Source organism: Streptomyces sp. SLBN-31 (assembly GCF_006715395.1).
Classification (GTDB): domain Bacteria; phylum Actinomycetota; class Actinomycetes; order Streptomycetales; family Streptomycetaceae; genus Streptomyces.
This window is the reverse complement of the sequence record NZ_VFNC01000003.1, coordinates 1,282,599-1,304,815: the sequence shown is the minus strand read 5'-3', so window position 1 is coordinate 1,304,815 and position 22,217 is coordinate 1,282,599. Positions and strand designations below refer to the sequence as shown.

The 22,217-nt window shown below is 72.5% G+C and carries 24 protein-coding genes; 8 read left to right on the top strand and 16 right to left on the bottom strand.

What is annotated here, in order from left to right; translation table 11 throughout:
• The first annotated feature begins 1 nt into the window (after position 1).
• Entirely contained in the window at positions 2-514 is a 513-nt protein-coding gene (locus FBY22_RS43705) for a GNAT family N-acetyltransferase (RefSeq protein WP_174267442.1), read from the top strand.
• A 96-nt stretch (positions 515-610) separates the two neighbouring features.
• Positions 611-949: a PASTA domain-containing protein gene (locus FBY22_RS43700; protein ID WP_142154519.1), complete on the top strand. Its 339-nt coding sequence runs from the start codon at positions 611-613 to the stop codon at positions 947-949.
• On the opposite strand, the gene FBY22_RS43695 is transcribed toward FBY22_RS43700, so the two are convergent.
• The 7 genes from FBY22_RS43695 to FBY22_RS43655 all read right to left on the bottom strand — a co-directional run bounded on the left by FBY22_RS43695 (position 936) and on the right by FBY22_RS43655 (position 7,873).
• Positions 936-1,631: a demethylmenaquinone methyltransferase gene (locus tag FBY22_RS43695; protein WP_142154517.1), complete on the bottom strand. Its 696-nt coding sequence runs from the start codon at positions 1,629-1,631 to the stop codon at positions 936-938. The two genes, FBY22_RS43700 and FBY22_RS43695, sit on opposite strands and share 14 nt — an antisense overlap.
• A 346-nt stretch (positions 1,632-1,977) precedes the next feature.
• Positions 1,978-2,424: an imidazolonepropionase-like domain-containing protein gene (locus FBY22_RS43685; protein ID WP_142154513.1), complete on the bottom strand. Its 447-nt coding sequence runs from the start codon at positions 2,422-2,424 to the stop codon at positions 1,978-1,980.
• Between the two features lie 7 nt (positions 2,425-2,431).
• Positions 2,432-3,646: a cyclic dehypoxanthinyl futalosine synthase gene (mqnC, locus tag FBY22_RS43680; protein ID WP_142154511.1), complete on the bottom strand. Its 1,215-nt coding sequence runs from the start codon at positions 3,644-3,646 to the stop codon at positions 2,432-2,434.
• A gap of 78 nt (positions 3,647-3,724) precedes the next feature.
• Entirely contained in the window at positions 3,725-4,507 is a 783-nt protein-coding gene (locus tag FBY22_RS43675; protein WP_142154509.1) for an A24 family peptidase, read from the bottom strand.
• Between the two features lie 45 nt (positions 4,508-4,552).
• Positions 4,553-4,966: an SsgA family sporulation/cell division regulator gene (locus FBY22_RS43670; RefSeq protein ID WP_142154507.1), complete on the bottom strand. Its 414-nt coding sequence runs from the start codon at positions 4,964-4,966 to the stop codon at positions 4,553-4,555.
• Between the two features lie 186 nt (positions 4,967-5,152).
• Positions 5,153-6,919, bottom strand: coding sequence for a serine/threonine-protein kinase (locus tag FBY22_RS43660; protein WP_142154505.1), 1,767 nt, complete (start codon positions 6,917-6,919; stop codon positions 5,153-5,155).
• Between the two features lie 105 nt (positions 6,920-7,024).
• Positions 7,025-7,873, bottom strand: a complete 849-nt coding sequence (locus FBY22_RS43655; protein WP_142154503.1) for a menaquinone biosynthetic enzyme MqnA/MqnD family protein — start codon at positions 7,871-7,873, stop codon at positions 7,025-7,027.
• Between the two features lie 279 nt (positions 7,874-8,152).
• On the opposite strand from FBY22_RS43655, the gene FBY22_RS43650 reads away from it, so the two are divergent.
• Entirely contained in the window at positions 8,153-8,356 is a 204-nt protein-coding gene (locus FBY22_RS43650) for a cold-shock protein (RefSeq protein ID WP_003992177.1), read from the top strand.
• 90 nt (positions 8,357-8,446) lie between these two features.
• Here the strand turns inward: FBY22_RS43650 and FBY22_RS43645 are convergent, their stop codons facing one another.
• Complete coding sequence (locus FBY22_RS43645) at positions 8,447-9,019, bottom strand: helix-turn-helix domain-containing protein (RefSeq protein ID WP_142154501.1); 573 nt, start codon at positions 9,017-9,019, stop codon at positions 8,447-8,449.
• A gap of 69 nt (positions 9,020-9,088) precedes the next feature.
• Between FBY22_RS43645 and FBY22_RS43640 the strand changes: the two genes are divergently transcribed.
• Genes FBY22_RS43640 through FBY22_RS43630 form a run of 3 tightly spaced genes read left to right on the top strand, consistent with a single transcriptional unit; the run spans position 9,089 to position 10,843 of the window.
• Positions 9,089-9,790: an AzlC family ABC transporter permease gene (locus FBY22_RS43640; protein WP_142154499.1), complete on the top strand. Its 702-nt coding sequence runs from the start codon at positions 9,089-9,091 to the stop codon at positions 9,788-9,790.
• A gap of 14 nt (positions 9,791-9,804) precedes the next feature.
• On the top strand, positions 9,805-10,101 hold the full coding sequence (locus tag FBY22_RS43635) for an AzlD domain-containing protein (protein WP_399213003.1): 297 nt from the start codon (positions 9,805-9,807) through the stop codon (positions 10,099-10,101).
• Between the two features lie 49 nt (positions 10,102-10,150).
• The gene (locus FBY22_RS43630; RefSeq protein ID WP_142154495.1) at positions 10,151-10,843 is read left to right on the top strand and encodes a class I SAM-dependent methyltransferase; all 693 of its coding nucleotides are present in this window, start codon (positions 10,151-10,153) and stop codon (positions 10,841-10,843) included.
• Here the strand turns inward: FBY22_RS43630 and kstD are convergent.
• The 3 genes from kstD to FBY22_RS43615 form a co-directional block, all read right to left on the bottom strand.
• Complete coding sequence (kstD, locus tag FBY22_RS43625) at positions 10,840-12,630, bottom strand: 3-oxosteroid 1-dehydrogenase (protein ID WP_142154492.1); 1,791 nt, start codon at positions 12,628-12,630, stop codon at positions 10,840-10,842. The two genes, FBY22_RS43630 and kstD, sit on opposite strands and share 4 nt — an antisense overlap.
• A 310-nt stretch (positions 12,631-12,940) precedes the next feature.
• A complete protein-coding gene (locus tag FBY22_RS43620; protein WP_142154490.1) occupies positions 12,941-14,857 on the bottom strand; it encodes a long-chain fatty acid--CoA ligase in 1,917 nt (638 codons plus the stop codon).
• A gap of 229 nt (positions 14,858-15,086) precedes the next feature.
• Positions 15,087-17,018: a long-chain fatty acid--CoA ligase gene (locus FBY22_RS43615; RefSeq protein ID WP_142154489.1), complete on the bottom strand. Its 1,932-nt coding sequence runs from the start codon at positions 17,016-17,018 to the stop codon at positions 15,087-15,089.
• 265 nt (positions 17,019-17,283) lie between these two features.
• Between FBY22_RS43615 and FBY22_RS43610 the strand changes: the two genes are divergently transcribed.
• Together FBY22_RS43610 and FBY22_RS43605 are read left to right on the top strand one after the other, a co-directional pair.
• On the top strand, positions 17,284-18,585 hold the full coding sequence (locus FBY22_RS43610; RefSeq protein WP_142154487.1) for a 3-oxoacyl-ACP reductase: 1,302 nt from the start codon (positions 17,284-17,286) through the stop codon (positions 18,583-18,585).
• Positions 18,585-19,433 carry a MaoC/PaaZ C-terminal domain-containing protein gene (locus FBY22_RS43605; protein ID WP_142154485.1) on the top strand — a complete coding sequence of 283 codons (849 nt, stop codon included), beginning with the start codon at positions 18,585-18,587 and terminating at the stop codon, positions 19,431-19,433. The genes FBY22_RS43610 and FBY22_RS43605 overlap by 1 nt, the downstream gene beginning before the upstream one ends.
• Here FBY22_RS43605 and FBY22_RS43600 read toward each other — a convergent pair.
• The 5 genes from FBY22_RS43600 to FBY22_RS43580 form a co-directional block, all read right to left on the bottom strand.
• Complete coding sequence (locus tag FBY22_RS43600) at positions 19,414-19,767, bottom strand: hypothetical protein (protein WP_142154483.1); 354 nt, start codon at positions 19,765-19,767, stop codon at positions 19,414-19,416. The two genes, FBY22_RS43605 and FBY22_RS43600, sit on opposite strands and share 20 nt — an antisense overlap.
• Positions 19,768-19,837: 70 nt before the next feature.
• Positions 19,838-20,509, bottom strand: coding sequence for a TetR/AcrR family transcriptional regulator (locus FBY22_RS43595; RefSeq protein ID WP_142154481.1), 672 nt, complete (start codon positions 20,507-20,509; stop codon positions 19,838-19,840).
• Between the two features lie 63 nt (positions 20,510-20,572).
• Positions 20,573-20,881, bottom strand: coding sequence for a DUF4229 domain-containing protein (locus FBY22_RS43590; RefSeq protein WP_142154479.1), 309 nt, complete (start codon positions 20,879-20,881; stop codon positions 20,573-20,575).
• Positions 20,882-20,971: 90 nt separating this feature from the next.
• Positions 20,972-21,496, bottom strand: coding sequence for a GNAT family N-acetyltransferase (locus FBY22_RS43585; protein ID WP_142154477.1), 525 nt, complete (start codon positions 21,494-21,496; stop codon positions 20,972-20,974).
• Between the two features lie 16 nt (positions 21,497-21,512).
• Entirely contained in the window at positions 21,513-22,160 is a 648-nt protein-coding gene (locus FBY22_RS43580; RefSeq protein ID WP_142154475.1) for a UdgX family uracil-DNA binding protein, read from the bottom strand.
• Positions 22,161-22,217: the final 57 nt, after the last annotated feature.

Genomic DNA, 22,217 nt, shown 5'->3' with positions numbered 1-22,217 from the left:
CGTGAACCGAGCTCTCCCCGTAGTAAGGCTGCGTGTCCCCACCGACGAGGACGCGATCGCCTGGCACCGGGTCTTCGACGACCCGGACGTCATGGAGTTCCACGGCGGCGAGTCGGCGGAGCTGTCGGTCTACGAGGAGCTCACCGCCCGCCAGCGCCGGCACGACGCCGAGCTCGGCTTCTGCCTGTGGACCATGACCGACGAGTCCGGACGGGTCATCGGCTTCACCGGCGCCCAGCCGTGGCCCCGGGACTGGGGTCCCAGGGGCGAGATCGAGATCGGCTGGCGGCTGGGGCGGGCGTTCTGGGGCAAGGGGTACGCGACGGCGGCCGCGCAGCTGACGCTGGAGCGGCTGAGGGCGGCCGGGGTGGGGAGCGTGGTGGCGATGGTCAGACCCGGGAACGAGCGGTCCGTCGCGGTCACCAGGCGCCTCGGCATGGAACTGGAGCGGACCTTCCCGCACCCGCGGTTCGACGAGGAGGCCCTCTGCTTCCGGCTCGACCTCGATCAGTAGTCACTCAGAGTAACTGACTGTTACAGAAAGACACTTGGCGCTTCCGGACGGCACCCCCGGGCGGTTACCCTGCCAGTACCGCTGGGGGTGACATCTGTGCACATAACGCCCAAGACACCCGAAGTACGAGTTCCGAGGCTGGTCGGACTGATGGCCATGGACGCGCGCGAGGCGGCGCAGTCCCGAGGCCTGTTCCTGAACTCGCCCGACCGGCCGGACTTCCACATGGCCGTCGTCGACTACGTCGTACGCCAGTACCCGCAGCCCGGCGCCGAGGTGCCGCGTGACTCGATGGTCTACGTGTGGTTCGACTTCGGCGAGGGAGAGGGCGGCGGGGGCGTGCGTGAGCCCCGCATCCCCCGGCCCCCGACGGGCGGACTGCAGCGTGAGCTGGACCGGCCGAACGACCCGTACGCCGTGGTCAGCTCTGCTTGAAGCCGCGGTGCAGGGCGACCACCCCGCCCGTGAGGTTGCGCCAGGCCACCTTCGACCAGCCCGCCTTCCTCAGGTGCTCGGCGAGGGCCGGCTGGTCGGGCCAGGCACGGATGGACTCGGCGAGGTAGACGTAGGCGTCGGGGTTGGAGGAGACCGCGCGGGCGACCGGCGGCAGGGCACGCATCAGGTACTCGGTGTAGACCGTGCGGAAGGGCGCCCAGGTCGGGTGCGAGAACTCGCAGATCACCACCCGGCCGCCGGGCCTGGTCACCCGGTACATCTCCCGCAGGGCCCCGTCGAAGTCCTGGACGTTGCGCAGCCCGAAGGAGATGGTCACGGCGTCGAAGGTGTCGTCCTTGAACGGCAGCCTCGTCGCGTCGCCCGCGGTCAGCGGCAGCCAGGGGTGCTTCTTCTTGCCGACCTGGAGCATCCCGAGCGAGAAGTCGCACGGGACGACGTACGCGCCCGTGCGCGCGAACGGCAGTGACGAGGTGGCCGTGCCGGCGGCCAGGTCCAGGATCTTCTGCGCGGGCCGGGCGTCGACCGCCCTGGCCACCTCCTTGCGCCACACCCGGTCCTGGCCGAGCGACAGCACGTCGTTGGTCAGGTCGTACCGTTCCGCCACGTCGTCGAACATCGAGGCGACTTCGTGCGGCTGCTTGTTCAGGGAAGCGCGGGTCACGCCCGCCATTCTTGCAGTACGGCCTCCGGGAACCGCTCAGGGGAGGAGCTTCGGGCGCTTCTTGGCCGCCACGTCCTCCACCCAGCCGCACAACAGGACGAACACCGCGATCAGCACCAGGCCCGCCCGAAGGTGTGATAGGTGACGACGCGGATGAGGGCGACGGCCCGGAGGGTGTCGAAGTAGCGGTCCCGTACCGGGCGCCGGGGTTCCGCGGCGGGCTCGGGGAGCGCGTGCTCGGGGGCCGCGGGGAGCGTCGCGTTCCTTCTGTGCGTACGGCAGGGTTCGGGGGCGTTCGGCGAGGCGCTGGCGGGGTGAGTGGAGCTCCGGGGCCTCGCCGGGACGGCTAGCGCCGCCTGTGCACGAGGCGTCCGGCGCACACCGTCGCGATGCAGGTGCCCGTCTCGTCGAACACGGAGACGTCGGCCCGGCCGGACTCGACGAGTGCGCGCGGCTGGGCACCGGACAACACGAGGACGTCGTTCCGCTCGGCCGCCGCACGCAGTTCGGGCGAGTCCACGTACTCCTCGACGACCGCGACCGCGCCCAGCTTCAGCACGGCGTGGACGCGTTCGCGTGGTGACGGGGCGTCCGGAAGGGGGCCCTCGTGGACCCGTCCGGGCCCGAGCACCCCCGGCCAACTGCGCATCCGTGCCCCGGGGAACCGCGCCTCGATCTCCGCCAGCGGACCCACCGCCGCGATCCGGTCGCCCTCGACCACCACGGCACCGTCCCCGAGTGGCGCGGCGTCCCAGCTGGTCCGGACCTCCTGCGCCGCGTGAATCGTCAGCACGGCTACGTCAGTTGGAAGCCAGCAGCTTCAGCTCCGGGTGTGCCGTCCCGCCCTCGATCGCCGTGGACGAGATGTGGGACATCACCCGCTCGTCGACCGGGTCGTTCGCCGGGTCGTCGTGGACGACGAGGTGCTCGTACGTCGTCGAGCGCTGGGCCGGAACCCGCCCCGCCTTGCGGATCAGGTCGATGATCTCCATGCGGTTGGAGCGGTGCTTGGCGCCGGCCGAGGAGACGACGTTCTCCTCCAGCATGATCGAGCCGAGGTCGTCCGCGCCGTAGTGCAGGGAGAGCTGGCCGACCTCCTTGCCCGTCGTCAGCCAGGAGCCCTGGATGTGCTGGACGTTGTCCAGGAACAGCCGGGCGATGGCGATCATCCGCAGGTACTCGAAGAGCGTGGCCTGCGTACGGCCCTTCAGATGGTTGTTCTCGGGCTGGTAGGTGTACGGGATGAACGCCCGGAAGCCGCCCGTGCGGTCCTGGACGTCACGGATCATCCGCAGGTGCTCGATGCGCTCGGCATTGGTCTCACCCGTGCCCATCAGCATGGTCGAGGTGGACTCCACGCCCAGCCGGTGCGCGATCTCCATGATCTCCAGCCAGCGCTCGCCGCTCTCCTTCAGGGGCGCGATGGCCTTGCGGGGCCGCTCCGGCAGCAGTTCGGCACCCGCGCCCGCGAAGGAGTCGAGGCCGGCCGCGTGGATGCGGGTGATGGCCTCGTCGACCGTCACCCCGCTGATCCGGGCCATGTGCTCGACCTCGCTCGCCCCCAGGCTGTGGATGACGAGCTGCGGGAACTCCTTCTTGATGGCGGCGAAGTGCTTCTCGTAGTACTCGACGCCGTAGTCCGGGTGGTGGCCGCCCTGGAACATGATCTGCGTGCCGCCGAGTTCGACCGTCTCGGCGCACCGGCGCAGGATGTCGTCCAGGTCGCGCGTCCAGCCCTTGTCCTTGTCCTTCGGGGCGGCGTAGAAGGCGCAGAACTTGCACGCCGTGACGCACACGTTCGTGTAGTTGATGTTGCGCTCGATGATGTACGTCGCGATGTGCTCGGTACCCGCGTACTTGCGGCGGCGCACGGCGTCGGCGGCGGCGCCGAGCGCGTGCAGCGGGGCGTCGCGGTAGAGGACGAGCGCCTCCTGTGGGGTGATCCGCCCACCGGCGGCGGCACGGTCGAGGACGGCTGTGACATCAATCGAGGTGAGGTCGGCCTTCTCGGTCACCGGGGTCCCCTTCGCAGGCTTCTTCGAGGGTGTGGACGGACTCGGCCAGCCTACGCCAGCCCTCCGACAAGCCCGACGTCAGGCCGCGTAGGCACCCGCGAGCAGCCCCAGGAAGGCTCCGCCGATCAGGAACGGCCCGAAGGCGATGGCCGTCTTCCGCCCGGCCCGCCGCGCCACCACGAGTACGCCGCCGTACAGGGCCCCGAGCAGGAAAGCGGCGAGTGCCCCGAGCATCACCGTCGCCCACCCGTACCACCCGAGCACGGCCCCGAGACCGAGGGCCAGCTTCACGTCCCCGAAGCCCATGCCGCCGGGGTTGATGAGGAACAGCGCGAAGAACCCGGCCCCGAGCGCGAGAGCGCCGTACAGCGCGTGCGGCCAGTCGCCGGCGTGCTCCGGTACGAACGCCACGACGCCCAGCAGCGCCACCGCGAGGCCCGCGAGCGGCAACGTCAGGACGTCCGGCAGCCGTTGCACCCGGAAGTCGACCGCGGCGAGCAGGACGCCGAGGGGTGCGAGCAGCAGCCACACGGCGAGTTCGGGCCGGGTGCCGGTGGCGGCGGCGAGGGCGGCGCAGACGAGGGCGGTGGCGAGGGAGAGGGCGAGGGCACCGGGACCGTACGGCTCCGGCCGCCGCGTCCGTACGGCGGTCCCGCCCGCGTCGCCCGCCGCTTCGGCGCACCCCCCGCAGCGCCCCGGCCCGAGCCAGCCGCCGAGCGGGTGCCCGTCCGGGCACGCGGTACGCCAGTCCTGTTCGGCCGTTACGGAGAACCGGTAGGCCGCACGCGGCAGCAGCGCGCCCGCCACCGCACCCCACAGCGCGGCGACGCCCACGAGCAGCCAGCCCAGCAGGTCCCCCATCGGCTCCCCCTCTTCCCCGCGCCGCCTCCCGTGCCGCGCCCAGTGTCAGACACCGCCGAGCATGGACGCCAGGCCGCGGTCGAGGGCGGGGCCCAGGGGTTCGCCGCCCGGCGCGGCGATCTCGTACGAGCGGAGCAGGAAGCGGCGCAGGGCGGGCGTGTCGAAGAGGACCACGGCGACACCGGCGGGGGTGCGGAACTCGACGTAGGTGCGGGCGGGACCACCTGGGCGGATGTGCACCGAACCGACACCGGCGGGGGCGCCCAGCCCCTCCTCCAGGAGGGCGCGGGCGAAGGTCCAGGTCACCTCCTCGTCGTCGAGCGAGATCCAGGCGGGGAAGACGAGGTGGACGGCCAGCGGGTCGGCGCAGGTGTAGCGCAGGGTGACGGGGACGGCGAGGTCGTCGTCGTCGGGGGTGAGCAGGTGGGCGCCGGTGGGCTGTTCCAGGGTGATGGACACGAGGGTCTCCGATGTCGGGCGGGGCTGATTCCGCCACGTCCTCGTACGCCCGGATGTACGAGGAGCGGCAGCCGCGTCTCGTCCGTATGCCCGCTCGTTCTCCCGGAACGCCTGGGCCGCCGAAGACCTTGTCGCCGAGGCCCACCTCCGGGTGTGGCGGCGGCGCTCGGCGAGGGGTCCGCCTCCTTATCCGACCCGCGACAACCGAGCCGTCGGATTCCCCTCGGCCTCGCTCTCCGCCACGTACCTCAAGTCGTCCCCGGCCCGGGAGAGCCGGACCGTGTGGGGCGTCGGGTCGCAGCCCGCGTGGTTGGAGTCGGCGCCCGCCGAGGTGACGAGGAGTTCCTTCTTCTTCACGGACCTCAGGGTCAGGACGTCGTAGCAGACGCCCCCCAGCGGGTCGGTCTGGCGGAGTCTGCCCAGTTCCGCGCCCACCGCGGCCTGGTGGACGGTCAGCCGGAAGGTGCCGTCAGGGAGGGTGCCGCCCAGGGCTGTGGCCTGCCCCTCCCAGGTGCCGAGGTAGGCCGCGGGCACGTCACCGGCGGTGCCACCCGGCGTCGTACTCGACGCACTGGGCGCACCGGAAGCGGTGGGAGAGCCGGAAGCGGTGGGAGCGCTCGAAGCGCTGCCGCCCACGCTCGGCGCCGGTGAGTACGCGCCGCGGTCACTGCCGCTGGAGGCGGAGTCGTCCTTGCCGTTGCCCGGCAGCAGGTCGAACACGAAGACCGACCCCACCGTCACCGCCGCCAGCGCCCCCGCGACCGCCAGGGCCACGGTGCAGCTCAGCCGCCGCCCGCGCCCGCCGTCCCCGGGGGCGGAGGTCGCCGCCACGGAGACGGACAGCTTGCCGGGCGGTTTCCCTACGGCGTCCGGTGGCGCGTCCCGCGGCTCCGGCCGCGCGTCGTCGACCGGCAGCCGGCCGGGAGCGGAGGGCGGCACCATCACCGGCGCCGGCCCGAACTCCCCCACCGTCGGCTGTCCGGCCCCTTCCCCGCCGGCCGTCACCGCGTCACCGACCGAGGGACTGCTGAACCCCACCGGCCCGGAGGCCACCTCCTGCACATCGAGGTTCAGCAGTTGTACGGCGCTCCGGCTCACCTGCTCCACCAGCGCCCCCGGCAGCCATCCGCCCGTCACCAGCCGCGCCGCCCCCTCCGGAGCGAGCTGCCGGGCGACCTCGCCGGGGGCGGGCCGGGCCGCGGGGTCCTTCGCCAGGCACGCCTGCGCCACCTGGCGCAACTCACCGTCGAGGGAGTCGAGTTCGGGTTCCTCGTGCACGACCTTGTAGAGCAGGGCGGCGGAGGAGTCGCCCGGGAACGGCGCCTGCCCGGTCGCCGCGAACACCAGCACCGCGCCCAGCGAGAAGACGTCGGCCGCGCCCGTCGCGCTCTTGCCGACGATCTGCTCGGGAGACATGTAACCGGGCGAGCCGATGGAGACGCCCGTGGAGGTCAGGGACGCCGTGCCGTCCGTGGCGCGTGCGATGCCGAAGTCGATCAGCAGCGGGCCGTCGAGGGTCAGCAGGACGTTGGAGGGCTTCACATCCCGGTGCACCAGGCCGAGTTCGTGCACGGCGGCCAGCGCCTCCGCCAGCCCCGCGCCCAGCGCCCGTACCGAATGGGCGGGCAGCGGCCCCTGGTCCGCGACCGCCGCCGCCAGCGACGGACCGGCCGCGTACCCCGTCGCCACCCATGGAACCGCCGCTTCCGGGTCGGCGTCGAGCACCGGGGCCGTCCAGGCGCCGCCCACTTTCCGGGCGGCCTCGACCTCGCGCCGGAACCGGGCGCGGAACTCGTCGTCGAGAGCGAAGTGCGGGTGCACGATCTTCACGGCGACCGTGCGTCCGCCCGCGCTGCGGCCCAGGTAGACGCGGCCCATGCCGCCGGAGCCCAGCCGGCCGAGCAGCCGGTAGGGACCCACGGCGGTGGGCTCGTCGGCTCCGAGCGGTTGCATGACGTCCACCCCTCCCCCGCATCCCCCGTAACGACGAGAAAAGGGTAGTGCGCCGTTCCCGCGCCGCTCGGGGTCGTAGCAGACGCTCGGTCCCGGAGCGGACGCTCAGGGCTGGAGCAGGTCGACCTTCACGTCCGCCGGGAAACCGGTGGTCGGCCCGACGCGCCGGGCGAACTCCTCGACCGCCGCCAGCTGCGGGGCGCCGAACCGGAAGTCCAGCGTGGTGAAGTACCGTTCCAGCACCCGCTCGTCGAACTCCTCCCAGCGGGCCGCCTGCTCGGCGACCTTGCCGACCTCCTCCAGGGAGAGGTTGCGGGAGGCGAGGAAGGCCTCGTGGACCTTGCGGGTGATCTCCGGCTCGCGCTCCAGGTAGTCGCGGCGGGCCGCCCACACCGCGAAGACGAACGGCAGCCCGGTCCACTCCTTCCAGAGCGTGCCGAGGTCGTGCACGTCGAGGCCGTAGCGCGGGCCCTCGTGCAGATTGGCCCGCAGCGCCGCGTCCCCGATGAGTACGGCCGCGTCGGCCTCCTGCATCATCAGGCTGAGGTCGGGCGGGCAGGTGTAGTAGTCGGGCTGGACGCCGAAGCGCTCGGCCAGCAGCAGCTGGGCGAGGCGGACGGACGTGCGCGAGGTGGAGCCGAGGGCGACCCGGCGGCCGTCCAGCTGCTCCAGCGGCACCTGCGAGACGATCACGCAGGACATCACAGGGCCGTCGCAGCCGACGGCGATGTCGGGGAAGGCGACCAGGTCGTCCGCGTTCTTGAGGAACTCGACGAGGGTGATGGGCCCGATGTCGAGGTCTCCCTGCACCAGCTGCTCGCTGAGCTTCTCAGGGGTGTCCTTCGTCAGCTCGAAGTCGAGGAGCGTGCCCGTCCTCGCAAGCCCCCAGTAAAGGGGCAGGCAGTTCAGGAACTGGATGTGGCCGACGCGCGGCCGGGTGCGAGAATTGTCCACATCGCGAGGCTAGCCCCTTTGAGGTACGCTCCAGTCTTCGCCCCCTCGGTCAACCGGGTTCCGATCTTCAAACTTCCGGGTGACGTGATCTTGGCCTCTATTGCTTTCGGCTGCCCGCGTGCTAGGCTCGCCGCAAGTTGCAGTTTGGTTTCCCTTGCAGTACAGAGCCTGCGGAGCATGTAACCGCGGGCTCTAACGTTTTCAGACGTATGCAGTGCGGCATTAGCTTTCACATGCAGGTTCTGGAGCAGGGCAACCCTTTGGGCCCAAGGAGGGCTTATGGCTACCGGAACCGTTAAGTGGTTCAACGCCGAAAAGGGCTTTGGCTTCATCGCCCAGGAGGGCGGCGGCCCCGACGTCTTCGTCCACTACTCCGCGATCAACGCGAGCGGCTTCCGTTCGCTGGAGGAGAACCAGCAGGTCTCCTTCGACGTGACCCAGGGTCCGAAGGGCCCGCAGGCGGAGAACGTCACCCCCGTCTGAGGCGAGCCTCGTCTCTGATCCGGACCTGATGCAGTACCCAAGGAGCCCCGCGCCGCAAGGCGGCGGGGCTCCTGCCTTTTGCCGGCGTTCCTACACGTGCTGCATGACCAGGACGAACGTCGTCCCGGGGGCCAGCGCCTCGTAGGAGTGCGGCACGTCGCCGCGGTAGGTCATGTAGTCCCCGGGCGCCAGCTCGACCTCCTCCCCCGCGGGCCCGGCCTTCACCCGCCCCGCGCCGACGATCAGGTGTTCGACCGTGCCCGGGATGTGCGGCTCCGACTCCCGTGCCGCCCCGGGCTCCGCCCGCAGGTGGTAGATGTCCCGCCGGGCGCCGGGCGGGCTGGCGGACAGCAGCGTGGCCACGTAGTCGGCCTTCTCGGAGGCCACGGTGGGTCCCTGACCGGCACGGATCACCTGAACGGCGGGCGCCGGCGGTTCCACCAGCACACTGAACGGCACCCCGAGCGCCACGCCCAGCGCCCACAGCGTCTCCACGCTGGGGTTCCCGCTCGCCCCCTCCAGCTGCGACAGCGTGGACTTCGCGATGCCGGCGCGTTTGGCCAGTTCGGACAGGGAGAGCCCGGCGCGCGTGCGCTCACGGCGCAGGGAGGCCGCGATCCAGTCCAGGGGGAGCCGGGCGGGCGGGGGCGGTGCGTCGGACATACTTGTTCGCTCCATCGGTACGATCGTTCGCCTTGACGAACACGTCGACTGCTGTCCATTGTAGAGAACATGCGTACGGCAGAGCGAACACGGAGCGGGGCGGACAGGACGCGCCATCGGGACCTGGTCCGGGACGCGTCACTCGTCTGGGTGGCCAGCGGTGTCGTCGGGGTGTCCTTCGGCGCGATCGCCGTGACCGGCGGTCTGCCGGTCTGGGTCCCGGTCGTGATGTCCCTGCTGGTCTACGCGGGCTCGGCCCAGTTCAGCGCGGTCGGTGTCCTGCTCGCCGGGGGCGGCCCGCTGGCGGCGGCGGCCACCGGCCTGCTCCTGAACACCCGGACGGCCGCCTTCGGCCTGGCCGTCGCCGACGTCCTCGGCCCGGGGCGCCTGACACGCCTGGCGGGGGCGCACCTGGTGACCGACGAGACGGTCGCCTTCGCCCTCGCCCAGGCCGACCCGGCACGGCGCCGGGCCGCGTTCTGGGTGTCGGGGATCGGCCTGTTCGCCGTGTGGAACCTCGGAGTCCTGGCCGGCGCGCTGGCCGGGGACGCGCTCGGCGACACGGCGCGGTTCGGCCTGGACGCCGCCTTCCCGGCCGTACTGGTCGCGCTGGTTCTGCCGACGCTGCGCGCCGACGCCCGGGTACGGCGGTGCGCGGTGCCCGGCGCGGCGCTCGCCCTCGCCCTCACCCCGGCCGTCCCGGCGGGGGTGCCGGTGCTGGTGGCGCTGGCGGGACTGGCCCCGTACGGCCGCAAGGAGGTACGGGCGTGAACGCGACGGTCGCTATGATCCTGGCCCTCGCGGTCGGGACGTACGCCTTCCGGCTGGTCGGGCCCGCGCTGCACGGGCGTATCGAGCTCCCGGCGCGCGTGCAGGAGCTGCTGTCGGCGGGCGCGGTCGTGCTGCTGACGGCCCTGCTGGCGACGGGGGCGCTGACGGAGGGCGGCGGCTTCGCGGGCTGGGCGCGGCCGGCCGGGGTGCTGGTGGGGGGTGTGCTGGCGTGGCGCCGGGCGCCGTTCGCGGTGGTCGTGCTGGGGGCGGCGGGGACGGCGGCGGTGCTGCGGCTGGCCGGGGCGGCCTGAGGAAGCGGGTCCCGGGTCGTTGTCAGTGGCCGCCGCTACGGTCTCGAGCATGAGCGACATCGAGACCGGGACCGAGATCGACAACGGGTTCGTGACCGGCACACGGCTGTTCTACGACGCCATCGCCGAGGACTACGCGGCCATGTTCGAGGGCTACCTCGTGTCCACGCCCCTGGACCGGGCGATACTCGGCGCGTACGCCGAACTCGTCGGCGGCGAGGGCACGGTGGCGGATCTGGGGTGCGGGCCGGGGCGCGTCACCGCGCACCTCGCCTCGCTCGGCCTGCGGGTCTTCGGCCTCGACCTGTCGGAGTCGATGCTGGCGATCGCCCGCCGGGAGAATCCGGCTCTGCGGTTCGAGCAGGGCTCGATGCTGGACCTGGACATCCCCGACGGGTCCCTCGCGGGTGTCGTCTCCTGGTACTCCACCATCCACACGCCCGCGGACCGGCTGCCCGACGTCTTCGCCGAGTTCCACCGGGTGCTCGCGCCCGGCGGGCACCTGCTGGTCGGCTTCCAGGTGGGTGACCGGCCCCGGCACCACGACCGGCCCTTCGGACACGACGTGTCGCTGGACTTCCTGCGGCGCCGGCCGGACGACATGGCCGAGCTGTTGCGGCGTGCCGGATTCGCGCTCCACTCACGGACGGTGCGGGAGGCGGACGAGGCCCTCGGCGAGCCGACCCCCCAGGCCTTCCTGCTGGCCCGCAAGCCCGACCCCGCCGCCCTGGAGGCCTCCTAGAGCGCCCCGGCGATGTCCAGTGCCGCGATGTAGCCGAACGTCATCGCCGGGCCGATGGTCGATCCGGCGCCCGCGTAACTGTGCCCCATCACCGCGGCGCTGGCGTTCCCGGCGGCGTACAGGCCGGGGATCACCGAGCCGTCGGCGCGCAGCACACGCGCCCGGGCGTCGGTGACCATGCCGCCCTTGGTGCCCAGGTCGCCGGGGACGATGCGGAAGGCGTAGTACGGGGGCAGCCACAGCGGCGCGAGGCAGGAGTTCGGCAGGACGGACGGGTCGGTGTAGTAGTGGTCGTAGGCGCTGTCGCCGCGGTGGAAGTCGGGGTCCTTCCCCTTCAGCGCCTGGGAGTTGAAGCGGTCGACGGTGGCGCGCAGGGCGGCGGCCGGGATGCCCACGGCCGTGGCGAGGGCGTCCAGGGTCCAGGCCTTGCGGACGGCCCCCGAGCCGTACCAGCTGTCGGGGAAGGTGAACGTGGGGGCGACGTCCTTGAAGAGGTAGCGGTTGCGGTAGTTCTGGTCGACGATCAGCCAGGCCGGGATGTCGGGGGCGGTGGGGTCGAGCCGGTACATGGTGTGCACGACGTCGCTGTACGGGCCGGCCTCGTTGACGAAGCGCGCGCCGGCCGCGTTGACGAGGAGACCGCCGGGAAGGGTGCGTTCGGCCAGGCAGAAGTAGGGCTGGTCGGGCAGCGGTATGGCCGGCCCCCACCAGGCGTCGTCCATCAGTCCGAGCGCGGCGCCGGCCCGCTGCCCGGCCCGGATGCCGTCCCCGGTGTTCTCCTTCGCGCCCACGGTCCAGTCCGTGCCGATGGGCTGCTGCTGGTACTGGGAGCGCATGGCGGCGTTGTGCTCGAAGCCGCCGGACCCGACGACGACGGCGCGGCGGGCGCGTACCAGGACGGGTCCGCCGTCGCGCGTGACCACGGCTCCCGTGACGGCGCCGCCCTCGACGTACAGGTCGGTGAGCGGGGTGCCGAGCCAGACCGGGACGCCCGCGTTCATCAGCCCCTTGCGCAGCCCGGCCGCGAGTGACTGCCCCATGGTCAGCGGCTTCTGCCCGAGCGCGGCCGCCTTGGTGCCGCGCGCCAGGCACTCGGCGGCTACGGCGGCGCCCCTGGCGCTGACCGCGGCGAGGGCGAGCCACTTGTAGTCGGCGCTGAAGACGACCATGCCGGTGGGGACCTGCATGTACGGCGGGTTGAGCCGGGCGAGTTCGGCGCCGAGGAGGTTGCCGTCGAGCTGGTCGGGTTCGATGGAGCGGCCGTTCGGCAGGCCGCCCGGGAGCTCGGGGTAGTAGTCGCTGTACCCCTCCATCCAACGGAACCGCAGCGGGCTGTTGGCCATGACGAAGGAGATCATGTCCGGGCCGTGGGCGAGGAAGGCGCTCTGCCGGGCGGCGGGCACGTCGGACCCCACGACGGCCGCGAGGTAGGCGGCGGCCTTGGCGGGGGTGTCCGGTACGCCGGCGGCGAGGATCACGGGGTTGTTGGGGATCCAGACACCGGCCCCGGAGCGGGCGGCGGAACCACCGAAGGTGGCCGCCTTCTCCAGCACGACCGTCGTCAGGCCGTGTTCGGCGGCGGTGAGGGCGGCGGTCATCCCGGCGGCACCGGAGCCGATGACGACGACGTCGTACGTGCCGAGGAGGGGCACGTCGGCGGCGACCGCGGTGCGGGCCCCGGCCGCGAGGGTCAGTCCGGTCGCGGCGGTGGCACCGAGCACCTGTCTCCGCGTGGGGCGCGCATCGATGGGGGTGGTACGTCTTGCGGGTTCCGCGCTCGTGGCCATGGCAGGTCGCTCCAACCGGGCGATGGACGGGGTGGGTTGCGCGGTGCGGAGAGGTGCGGGTACGGGGTGGGGAATGTGGCGCGGGGGTCTTGGTAAGTCAAGAGCCGTGCCGGCCCGAGGCCGGCGTGGCGAGCGAGGCAGTCCTGCCGGGGCCGGTCGCCTTCCCGCCCCGGCGCTTGCTCGGCAGCCGGGTCGTCCGGGCTGAGCGGCTGCGCGGAACGACAGCGTCCGCCGCCCGGGGAGCCGGGGGCGGACGCTGCCGCATGGGGGTCGGACGGGGCAACGGCTCGCGGCAGGCCGTCGCCTCGGCTCAGCGCTGGTACAGCCCTTCGATCTCAGCCGTGAACTCCTTCATCACGGCCTCCCGGCGCAGCTTCATCGAGGGGGTCAGATGGCCGTCCTCCTCGGTGAAGTCCCGGGGCAGGACGGCGAAGCGGCGGATCGACTCGGGCCTCGACACCAGCTTGTTCGCCTCGTCCACCGCCCGCTGCAGGATCGCCAGCAACTCGGGGTCGTCCACCAGGAGTTCCGCGGGCACCGGGTGCTTGCCGTTCATCCGGCGCCAGTGGCTGACGCCGTCCATGTCCAGGGTGACGAGGGCCGCGATGTAGGGGCGGCCGTCCCCGACCACCATGACCTGCGAGATCAGCGGGTGGGCGCGCAGCCAGTTCTCCAGCGGGGCGGGCGCCATGTTCTTGCCGCCCGCGGTGATGAGGATCTCCTTCTTGCGGCCGGTGATGGTGAGGTAGCCCTCGTCGTCCAGGCGGCCGATGTCACCGGTCGCGAACCAGCCGTCCGTCGAGGCCGGGATCACTCCGCCGCCGTGCGGGTCCCAGTAGCCGCGGAACACCTGGCCGCCCTGCAGCAGGATCTCCCCGTCGGCGGCGATGCGGACCTTGGTACCGGGCATGGGCCAGCCGACCGTGCCCAGGCGGGGCTTGAGAGGCGGCGTGACGGTGGCCGCGCCCGTCGACTCGGTCAGCCCGTAGCCCTCGTAGATCTCCATGCCGGCCCCGGCGTAGAAGGCCGCCAGCCGCTGCCCGAGCGGGGATCCGCCGGAGATGAGGTGCCGGACCCGGCCGCCCATGGCGTTGCGGATACGGCGGTAGACCAGCGGGTCGTAGAAGGCGCGGGCCGCTTTGAGGGAGGCGCTCGGGCCCGGGCCGGTGGCCGCCGCGCGGGCCTCCAGCGCCTCGCCGTAGCGGACGGCGACCTTCGCCGCGCGGTCGAAGACGCCGGCCCGGCCGCCGGCCTCCGCCTTGGCCCGGGCGTTGTTGTAGACCTTCTCCAGCATGTACGGGATGCACAGGAGGAAGGTCGGACGGAAGGTGCCCAGGTCGGTCAGGAGGTCCTCGGCCTGGAGGCTGGGCGCGTGTCCCAGGCGGACGCGGGCCCGTATGCAGGCGATCGCCACCATGCGGCCGAAGACGTGCGACATGGGCAGGAAGAGCAGGGTGCAGGGGTCGTCCGACTTGGACTTGAAGATCGGGTAGAGGAGTTCGATCGCGTTGTCGACCTCGGACAGGAAGTTGCCGTGGGTCAGGACGCAGCCCTTGGGCCGGCCGGTGGTGCCGGACGTGTAGATGACGGTGGCGAGCGTGTCGGGCACCAGCATGCCCCGGCGTACGGCGACCTCCTGGTCGGGGACGGGCTGTCCGAGTTCCGCCACCCGCTCCAGGTGCCCCTTCTCCACGATCCACAGGTGGCGCAGGTCCGGGAGCCGGCTGAGCTCCGGGCCCAGCGCGGCGGCCTGTCCGGCCGTCTCCGTCACCAGGGCCACCGCGCCGGAGTCCTGCAGGATCCAGCGGGTCTGGTAGACGGAGGACGTGGGGTAGATGGGGACGGTGACCAGGCCGGCGGCCCACGCGGCGAAGTCCAGGAGCGTCCACTCGTAGATCGTCCGGGCCATGACGGCGATCCGGTCGCCGGGGACCAGACCCTCCTGGATGAGGCCCTTGGCCAGCGACAGGATCTGCTGCGCGAACTCCGCCGCCGAGACGTCCGTCCAGCCGCCGTCCTCCCGGCGGCGGCTGAGGACCCGGGCGTCCGGCGCCGCCTCGGCGTTGTCGAAGGGCAGGTCGGCGAGCGAGCCATGGATGCGCGGCGGTACGAGCGGCGGTACCGACGTCTCGCGCACCTCGCCGTCCAGTCGTCGGATCTCGGGCTCCACCAGCTGGGGGACGCCGTCGTAGTCGGACGCGGACGGGTAGGGCACGGGCACGGACATGGCAGCTCTCCTGGGGCGGGCAGCTCGGTACCGCTCTGCAGTGGTACGTGCGGTGCGTACCGAGTTGTTCACCGGCGGCGGGCGGCTGGGATGTTACCGCGGGTTACAGCAGAAAGGATACGGCGCACGCATGGCGACTTCGTGATGATTCGGGAATGCTCCCGAGCCGGGCCTGTGCAACCTTTACGGCGACGTGCGCCTCTCTCCTCTACGGAACGCTCTGGCGTCCCTAGCCGTAGAGCCGCTCGATCCCTTCCGCGAACTCCTCCGCGATCGCGTCCCGCCGCAGCTTCATCGACGGCGTCAGATGGCCGTCCTCCTCCGTGAAGTCGACGGGGAGGACCGCGAAGCGGCGGATCGACTCGGGCCTCGACACCAGCTTGTTCGCCTCGTCCACCGCCCGTTGCAGGACCGCCAGCAACTCGGGGTCGTCCTGGACGAGTTCGGCGGTGACGGCCGGGTGCCTGCCGTTCATCCGGCGCCAGTGGCCGACGCCCTCCATGTCCAGGGTGACGAGCGCCGCGATGTAGGGGCGGGCGTCACCGACCACCATGACCTGCGAGATCAGCGGGTGCGCCCGCAGCCAGTTCTCCAGCGGGGCCGGGGCCACGCTCTTGCCGCCCGCCGTGATCAGCATCTCCTTCTTGCGGCCGGTGATGTGGAGGTAGCCCTCGTCGTCCAGGCGGCCGATGTCGCCGGTCGCGAGCCAGCCGTCGGTGGTCGCGGGGACGACCCCGCCCGCGTTCGGGTCCCAGTACCCGCGCAGCACATGACCCCCGGACAGCAGGATCTCGCCGTCGGCGGCGATGCGGACCTTGGTGCCGGGCAGGGGCCAGCCCACCGTGCCCAGGCGGGGCTTCAAGGGGGGTGTGACCGTGGCCGCGCCGGTCGTCTCGGTCAGGCCGTAGCCCTCGTAGATCTCGATGCCCGCGCCGGCGTAGAAGGAGGCGAGCCGGCGGCCCAGCGGGGAACCGCCGCAGATCATGTAGCGCACCCGGCCGCCCATGGCGGTGCGGATACGGCGGTAGACCAGCGGGTCGTAGAAGGCGCGGGCCGCTCTCAGCGCGGCGCTCGGGCCCGGGCCCGGGCCCGACTGGCGGGCCTCGCGCGCCTCCCCGTACCGGCGGGCCACGGCGGCCGCGCGGTCGAAGGCGGTGACCCGGCCGCCCGCCTCGGCCTTGGCGCGGGCCACGTTGAAGACCTTCTCCAGCATGTACGGGATGGTGATCAGACAGGTCGGCCGGAAGCTCGCCAGGTCGGGCAGCAGTTCCTCCGACTTCAGGCTCGGGGCGTGGCCCAGGCGTACCCGCGCGCGGATGCAGGCGACCGCCACCATGCGCCCGAAGATGTGCGACATCGGCAGGAAGTGCAGGATCGACGCCTCTTCGCTGGTCCGTGACCGGAACACCGGGTAGAGGAGTTCGACGGCGTTGTCGACCTCGGCGAAGAAGTTGCCGTGGCTGATCGCGCAGCCCTTGGGGCGGCCCGTGGTGCCGGAGGTGTAGACGACGGTGGCGAGGGTGTCGGGGGCCAGCATCCCGCGCCGTACGTCGACCTCGTGGTCCCGTACCTGCGCCCCGCGTTCCGCCAGCCGCTCCACGTGCCCCTTCTCGATGACCCACAGATGCCGCAGGTCCAGCAGCCGACTGAGCTCCGGGCCCAGCGCGGCGGCCTGGGCCGTGGTCTCGGTGACGAGTGCGACGGCACCGGAGTCCTGCAGGATCCAGCGGGTCTGGAAGACGGAGGAGGTGGGGTAGATCGGGACGGTGACCAGGCCGCAGGCCCAGGCGGCGAAGTCCAGCAGCGTCCACTCGTAGATCGTCCGGGCCATGACGGCGATCCGGTCCCCCGGCGTCAGCCCCTCGGTGATGAGGCCCTTCGCCGTGGCGAGCACCTCCTCGGCGAACCGGGCGGCCGTCACATGGGTCCACCCGCCGGACCCGGTGCGGCGGCTGAGGACCTTGTCCTCGGGGGCGACGCGCGCGTTCTCGAAGGGCAGGTCGGCCAGGGAGCCGTAGGTCGTCGGCGGGACGAAGGGCGGTACGGACACCTCGCGAACCTCGCCCTCCAGCCGCCGGACGACGGGCTCCACGAGGACCGGCGTGCCGTCGTAGGCGGTGGCGTGGACCGCCGGACCGGCGGCGGGGCGCGTGCTGGACACGGGCGACTCCAGTGGTCAACGGAGTTGCCCTGCGGGGGAGTTGCCGCAGGTGGGGAGAGGCGATCGTACGGCTCTCGCGTGAGGGCGCGGTGAGGGTTCGGCGATGGTCCGGCGGCGGGGGTGCGTCGGGGATGTGCAGTGTCGTCGCTTTTCTCGCCGATCAGACGTTACCAGGGGGTATGTTGAACAATTTTCACCTCCTGACCTCGCCTTACCTCGGGTAACCTGACTCTGGAGTAAGAAGGCTTTCGCATGGGAGATGGACATGGCCGACCGCTATCTGCGCTTCGCCGACACCGCCGCCGGCCGCTTCCTGACCCGCAGACTCGGACTGCCGCAACCGGCGCCGCTGCTGCGCTGGTCCCCCGAGCGCCCCGCGCTCGAAGGCGGCCTGCTCCACCTCACCGCGGGCCGGTCCGGCCTCGGCCTCGAACCCGTCCTCGCCCGTACGGGACCCACAGCCAGGTTGGCCGACGCCCCGGCCGCCGTCGTCCTCGACGCCTCCGGTGTCCGGGACGTCGACACGCTCGCCGAGGTGCACGCGGCCCTGCACCCCGTGGTGCGGTCCGTCGCGGCGAGCGGCCGGATCGTCGTCCTGGGCGCGCCCCTCGACCCCGCCGACCACCACCAGGCCGCCGCGCAACAGGCGTTGGAGGGGTTCGTGCGCTCGCTCGGCAAGGAGATCGGCCGCGGGCGGACGGTGAACCTGGTGCGCCTGACGGACGCCGCGGCCGCCGAGTCGACGCTGCGTTTCCTGCTCTCCCCCAAGTCCGCCTACGTCAGCGGACAGGTCATCGCCGTCGGGGCCGGCGAGCAGCCGGACGCCGGCCTGGACCGTCCCCTCGCCGGCCGCACCGCCCTGGTCACCGGCGGCGCCCGCGGCATCGGCGAGGCGGTCGCCGAGACGCTGGCCAGGGACGGCGCCCGGGTGGTCGTACTGGACGTGCCGCAGGCCGAGGAGGACGCGGCGCGCGTCGCGGCCCGCCTCGGCGGCAGCGCGCTCGCGCTCGACATCACGGCCGCCGACGCGGGTGAGCGGATCGCCGCCGCACTCCCGGACGGGCTGGACGTCCTCGTCCACAACGCGGGGATCACCCGGGACCGCCGGCTGGTCAACATGGCGGCCGAGAGCTGGAGTTCGGTCCTCGACGTCAATCTGGCGAGCGTGCTGCGCACGACGGACGCCCTGCTGAAGGAGGGGACGCTCAGGGCCGGCGGGCGGATCGTCGCCACCGCGTCCATCGCCGGCCTGGCCGGGAACGCCGGGCAGACCAACTACGGCGCGAGCAAGGCCGGGATCGTCGGGCTGGTCCGCTCGCTGGCGCCGCGCGCCCTCGCCGAGCACGGGGTGACGGTCAACGCGGTGGCGCCCGGGTTCATCGAGACGAAGATGACGGCCGCGGTCCCGCTGTTCATCCGCGAGGCCGGCCGCCGGATGAACTCCCTCGCGCAGGGCGGTCTGCCGGCCGATGTCGCCGAGACCACGGCGTGGCTCGCGCACCCGGGCTCGGGCGCGGTCAACGGCCAGGTCGTACGGGTCTGCGGCCAGAGCCTGCTGGGGGCGTGATGTCCGTCGTCCTCGCCCAGCCCCCCGCCCTCGCCCCGCTGCTGGCCCGCGGCGCCCTGCTCTCCCCCTTCAAACGCCCCCGCCCGGACGCCGACTTCCCCCACGACCGGCTCGTGCTGCCCACCCTGCGCATCGACCTGGCACACCTGGCGGCCTACGAGCGGGTCTGCGGCTTCGCCACCGGCGAGGACGCGCTGCCGCCGACCTATCCGCACATACTGGGCTTCCCGCTGGCCATGCGCCTGATGAGCGACCGGGGCTTCCCGCTGCCGCTGCTCGGCCTCGTCCACACCTCCATCGAGATCACCCGGCACCGCGCGCTGCCCGCGACCGGGGAGTACGAACTCGCCGTGTACGTCGGCGGACTGGAGCCGCACCGGCGCGGCACCGAGGCCACGGTGATCACCGAGGTGCGGGCCGGCGGGGAGCCGGTCTGGGAGTCGCGGAGCACCTATCTGGCCCGGCACCGCACCCAATCGGCCGGTGAGACGCCCAGGGGCGAGCGGGAGGCCCTGCCGGAGGTCGCCGAGTGGCGGCTGGCCGCCGACATCGGACGGCGCTACGGCGCCGCGTCCGGCGACCGCAACCCGATCCACCTGCACCCGCTCACCGCCCGCCTGTTCGGCTTCCCGCGTGCCATCGCCCACGGCATGTGGACGGTGGCCCGCTGCCTCGCCGCGCACGGCGCGCCCCAACGCGTCCGGGTGCGGGCCGAGTTCAGGGCGCCGGTGCTGCTGCCGGGCACGGTGACGTACGCGGCGCGGGACGGGCGTTTCGAACTGATCGGCGACGGCGGCCGGCTGCATGTGAGCGGCGCCGTGGAGGACCTCACGACCGACGGACGCTGACCCCGCCCAGCAGACCCCAGGCGTCGATGCGGACGGTCGGACCGCCCGGTTCGCTCGGGCCGTCGTCCTTCACCCCGCCGAGGCGGATGCCGTGCACCTCGACGCGGACGTCGGGGCGGACCCTGAGGCTGACGCCGCCGATCAGGCTGAGCTTGGTGATGCGCAGTTCGGCGCCGTCCGGGATGTCGACGTCGGTCAGGTCGATGTCGGCGCCGCCGATGAGGGAGGCGGTCAGGGTGCGCTCGTGCAGGGTCTCGCCGCCGAGGCGGTGACCGCCGATGAGGCTCACCTTGACGTCGGTCTTCCGCGGGTCCTCGCCACTGGTCTTCGTCATGCCCACGAAGGTACGGGCGGGGGTTCGCGCTCCCCCAGTGTCCGCCGTCCGCCCTTGGGGATGACAGTTGTCATGCCGGGCGGGGCCCGGCGGCCTCCGGCACCTCCTGCGGGGGCGACCAGGACCGGCCGTCCATGAGGTTGCCGAGGCCGGCCCAGGCGAAGTTCATCAGCGTCGCCGCCGCCTGTCGCGCGCTGACGCCGGGGGTCGCGTTGGCCCAGGCGGCGAGGGACTCGGCGGCCCCGACCAGGGCCTCGGCGAGACCGGCGACCTCGCGCTCGGGCAGGTCGGGATTGCGGTGGGCGTCCCTGGCCGCGACCACGATCAGCTCGGTGACGAACGCGACGATCTCCTCGCGCATCGCCGTCACCTCGGCCGCGAACGGCTCGCGCGTGCGCGCCTGGAGGTGCAGCACCGCCCAGCCGTCCGGGTTGTGGCCGGTGTGCGTGAAGAACGCCCGCAGCCCTTCCCAGAGTTGGCGGTCGGCGGGAAGCCCCGGCCGCACGCCGCCGCGCACCGCCTCGACGAGCGCCTTGGCCTCCCGCCGGATGCAGGCGGTGAAGAGGTCTTCCTTCGAATTCAGGTAGAGGTAGACCAACGGCTTGGACACGCCCGCCAGTTCGGCGATCTCGTCCATCGACGCGGCCATGTATCCGCGCTGCCCGAAGATCCGCACGGCGGCGTCCAGCATCTGCTGTTCCCGAACCGCCCGTGGCATCCGCTTGGTCTTCACCGCACCCATGAGGCACAGACTAAGTTGCGAACGGGCGGCCGTGACCCCTCGCGTGGCCGCCAGGGCGTGAAGCTAGGAAGCCTGGGGAGCCTGGCCCTGCGCGCGGGCGGCGTCGTCGGCCTCGTCCTCCTGGGACGCGTTCGCCTCGAGGTTGGCCTTCATCCGGTCGACCCGCGCGACGACCTTCGCCGAGGCCCGGTCCCGCTCCTTGCGCAGCACGACGAAGCTGATCGGGGCCGAGAGCACCAGGGCGAGCAGGACCATCCAGATGCCGTTGGAGGCGCCGAAGCCGCGCGGGACGATGCCGGTGTAGACGAGGCCCCAGACGACCACGAAGCAGCCCGCGAAGACCCCGAGGCGCATCAGCGTGTAGCGGAGCATCTCAATCCACTCTTCCGTCAACGGTACGAACATTCCCAAAGGGCACCGTCCAGTGAAGCACGTCCGGGTCCCGATCTTGCGGGCGGGGCCTCAGCCGAGCGGCAGCAGCATGATGATGTCGTCGCGGTCGTCGCCGGGCGCCACACGGATCGCGCCGGGGACGCGACCGACCTCCTTGTAGCCGCAGGAGCCGTAGAACCGCTCCAGGCCGAGGCCGCCCCGGCAGGTGAGCCGGATCGCCTCGATGCCGTCGAGCCCGCGGGCCGCGCCCTCGGCGGCGGCGAGCAGGTCGCGGCCGTAGCCCCTGCCCTGGTGGCGGGGGTGCACCATCACCGTGTAGAGCCACAGCCAGTGCGCCATCAGCCGGTGCGTGTTGTGGGTGAGGAAGGCCGTCGCGGCGACCCGCCCGTCCGCGTCGTGCCCGACGAGCAGCCGGGTGCGGCCCTCCGCCATCGCGACCAGGTGCTTGACCAGGTCCGGCCGGATCACCTCCGCCGTCACGGGCGGCACGAACCCGACGGAGCCGCCGGCGTTGGACACGTCCGTCCACAGGCCGAGGATGCCGTCGCGCAGGTCGGGAGTGACAGCGGGGTCGAGAGTGAAAGTAAGGGACACCCCAGCATCGTAGCCCTTACGCCAGGACGCGCGCCGCCACTTTCAGATCGGACAGAAGCCCGTGGTAGGCCGACTCCCGATCGTCCGCGCGCAGCACGGACGACGGGTGAACGGTGGGCACCAGCCGCTCCCTGCGCCCGTGAATCTCCTCCTCCAGCACGGTCCCGCGCACCTGCGTGACCCGGAACGAGGAACCGAGCAGCGCCTTGCCGGCGGTGGCGCCGAGGACCACGATCAGCTCCGGCTCGACGACGGCCAGCTCGGCGGCGAGCCACGGCCCGCACGCCGTCATCTCCCGCAGGGACGGCGCCTTGTGAATGCGCCGTTTGCGCGGCTCGGCCTGCGTGAACTTGAAGTGCTTCACGGCGTTGGTGACATACGCCTCGCCCGGATCGATCCCGGCCTCGGCGAGCGCCCGGTCCAGAAGCTTCCCGGCGGGCCCCACGAAGGGCCTCCCCTGCCGGTCCTCCTGGTCCCCGGGCTGCTCCCCCACGAGCATCACCCGCGCGTGGGCGTCACCCTCCCCGAAGACGGTCTGGGTGGCGTCGCGGTACAGGGGGCAGCCCCGGCATTCAGCGGCGGCCCGCCGGAGGGCCGGCAGCCCACCCCGCTCAGGAACGAAGGGCTCTGCGGTGTACGCATCCTCGGGGGCCTTGTCAGCCATACGGTGCGGGTACCCCCCTCAGGGGCGCGGGGAACTGCGCGACAAGCCCCCACCCAC